Origin of the sequence: Candidatus Sordicultor fermentans, assembly GCF_012728195.1 — a bacterium.
GTDB lineage: Bacteria > Atribacterota > Atribacteria > Atribacterales > Caldatribacteriaceae > Sordicultor > Sordicultor fermentans.
Genome location: NZ_JAAYFP010000091.1, coordinates 1 through 2,632, shown reverse-complemented (window position 1 = coordinate 2,632; position 2,632 = coordinate 1). Strand labels below are relative to the sequence as shown.

Genomic DNA, 2,632 nt, shown 5'->3' with positions numbered 1-2,632 from the left:
TAGTTTAAATCCCACATAGTTCAGATAAAACACTAGGCTACTCAAGAATTAAAGCCTTATATAGAGTTTAAATCCCACATAGTTCAGATAAAACGGAGCGGCAAATGACCCTTTAGGGCTTAATAAATATGTTTAAATCCCACATAGTTCAGATAAAACCCAGTACTTTCCTCTAAAAAAATAACAGGGGATAACATAGAATCTGCAAGGAAAAGAGGGGCTTTGGAAAAAGAAAAATAGAGCTCAAAAAAGCGATTTTTGCATCGAAACCCCAATCGTGTTTTTCGAAATTCTGGAAAAACACGGTCAAATCCTTGTATAAAGCCTTTCTCAGGTGATCCAACAGCAATAATCTCCGATGCATTGTAGTTGGCATCATTAAATAAGATTAAAAACACCTTCTTTTTCCTGACCAATAATCAACTTTCTGCAATTATCTCGCATCTCTAAACGATATATATAAATTGAGTCGGCGTCTTCCTTAATAACTCTCTTTAATTCATATAAACACTTTTCAAGCTTGCCTTCCCCGATTTCTCCTTCAAAAACTGAATTTTGTACCCAATTTAAATATCGTTTAAGAATCTTCCTTACCCGATTAACTCTTTCTTCTCCCACATCGTAAGTTATAATACAGTAAGACATTACCACCACGCCTTAAATGGAGTATATACTTCATCACCAAGAAGATGTCGGATGAGTTTATAACATTCAAGGCGTAAAAGAGTCCGATAGGAAACCTTTCTCTTAAGGCGGCGGTGTTTAAAAGTGGTTTTAAGCTTTTGGTCAAAGGCTTTGAGAAATTTCTTACGCCCTTCATCATTCAGATAGCAACCATTGAGGTCCTGATCAAAATCACCTGTAGTAATAACGCCAGTGTTAATCAGGCGAAAAATTATTGGGTCCACAATAAGGGGTTTAAAAATTTCGGATAGATCAAGACACAGAGAGAAGCGCCTCTCTCGAGGTTCATGAAGATAGCTGATAGTAGGATTGAGCTGAGTCCGATAACATTCTGAGAGAATAGTAGTGTAAAGAAGAGAATTGCCAAAAGAAATTAGAGCATTCACCGGATTAGAAGGAGGATGTTTCTCTCTTTTTTCAAAAGAAAAATCCTCTTTTAAAAATAGATTAAAGGCCTGATAGTATGCTTCTTTAGCCCGACCCTCACAACCCATAAGTCCAGCAATAGTCTCTGTAGCACATGCTCTTCCAAATTCTTCCTCTATCTTCGCTACAAAAAGCTCAGTTCCAGAATACTCCCGGAGATTACGCTTTGCATGGAACATAGCTCCTTCAACAAAAGCTAGAGCCAAAAAAAAGCGTCTTTGAGGGTTAAGGTAGTGCTCGACCTGACGCACAAGAAGCTCTCCGGAAACATTTTTATCTCTTGGCAGAAAAGTGCCGCTGTAGTTACCATAATAGTTATAAATATGCAAAGGTTTATTTTCCCGGGCAAGAAACACCAGAAATTCCTTATTTAAATTCACCTGGCCAAAAACATGGATAGAGTCAACATCTTCAACAGGAATTGCCTTTCGTTCCCCATTCTTTCTTTCAATAAGTATAGTATTTTCATTCCTTTTCAGAGTGCCACTGCTCAGGATATAATAAGGTTGCATTTCACTCACCCAAAACAAAATTCAAAATAGGCACATTTCTTACAATAAGGCTTCCTGACAGCTTCCGGTGGAGATGGCTGAGAGATAAGCTTCTCAATTTCTTTAATAGCATCTTCCAGTTCGCAAACCATTTCTTCGGTAAGAATCACTTCTTTCCTCTTCCGCAACTTCGGGTAAGAAAGAATGCCTTTCTTTTCAATACCCAGACTTCTCAAATAATAAAGGTAATAGCCAATTTGCATTATGCTTGCTTTTTCAAGAGCCTGGCTATATTTGACCTCCTGGATGTTATCTTCGCCTACAATGTCAATGGCAATAAGGTCATTAATGGTAATTCTCCTCTTTTTCCTTCTCGGGTAGCTGCCCTCATCAAGGAGCTTCCCTAATAAAACCCGGTCTGACTCCTGCTCCATCCGAATGCCCCGGTCAAAAAGCCAGAGTTTACGCTTGCAGACAAAAAAGTAATTTATCTTAACTCCAGTGAGGTGAAGAGAGTCAGCAGATATTGCCATCACTCTCTATCTTCTCTCTTTCTTCTTTACTTTTTCTGTTAAAACCAGTTCTACAATCATAACCTCCGGGAACAATAAAAATATCTCTAATCCAGCTCTCGATAGGGCGCTCATTAAGAAGTTTCTGTTCTTCCGTAGAAAGGGCGTTGAAAAGCCGATAAAAAGCCTTGTCCCTCTCCCCAATCGTTTCCCTCACCGAACCCCAGGGAATAGAAACAAGATATTTCGACAGAATCTCCCGCTTAAACAGCGTATAAATAGCCTCCTTTTTCTCAGAATAACTCTGGATAAAATGGATAACATCTCTGCAAAAAGGCTCAAAAAGCCCTTCGGGAATAACTGATATATCCACAATTTCCCTGTAGGTTTTTTGCGCTTCGCTTTTCTTTGAGGCCATCCATCCGGCATCAAGAAGATCAAGGGTATCAAAAAAACTCTTTAGATATTCTCCATCTCCTTTTAAACTTGAATAAAACAAAGTAACTAAAGCATATTTGT

Annotated in this window: 4 protein-coding genes and 1 pseudogene; all 5 read right to left on the bottom strand. The window is 38.6% G+C overall.

Features of this window, described 5'->3' with window-relative positions; genetic code table 11:
- Positions 1 to 119 precede the first annotated feature (119 nt).
- The gene (locus GXZ17_RS04225) at positions 120 to 398 is read right to left on the bottom strand and encodes a hypothetical protein (protein ID WP_409376039.1); all 279 of its coding nucleotides are present in this window, start codon (positions 396 to 398) and stop codon (positions 120 to 122) included.
- The gene (gene cas2 / locus GXZ17_RS04220) at positions 379 to 645 is read right to left on the bottom strand and encodes a CRISPR-associated endonuclease Cas2 (protein ID WP_409376038.1); all 267 of its coding nucleotides are present in this window, start codon (positions 643 to 645) and stop codon (positions 379 to 381) included. The genes GXZ17_RS04225 and cas2 overlap by 20 nt, the downstream gene beginning before the upstream one ends.
- Entirely contained in the window at positions 645 to 1,622 is a 978-nt protein-coding gene (gene cas1b / locus GXZ17_RS04215; protein WP_409376037.1) for a type I-B CRISPR-associated endonuclease Cas1b, read from the bottom strand. Before cas1b ends, cas2 begins: the two co-directional genes overlap by 1 nt.
- A 5-nt stretch (positions 1,623 to 1,627) precedes the next feature.
- Positions 1,628 to 2,134 (bottom strand): CRISPR-associated protein Cas4, encoded by a 507-nt coding sequence (gene cas4 / locus GXZ17_RS04210; RefSeq protein ID WP_409376036.1) that lies wholly within the window; start codon positions 2,132 to 2,134, stop codon positions 1,628 to 1,630.
- Positions 2,118 to 2,632 (bottom strand): annotated as a pseudogene (locus GXZ17_RS04205) (hypothetical protein); the annotation flags it as partial. The pseudogene GXZ17_RS04205 and the gene cas4, both read right to left, overlap by 17 nt.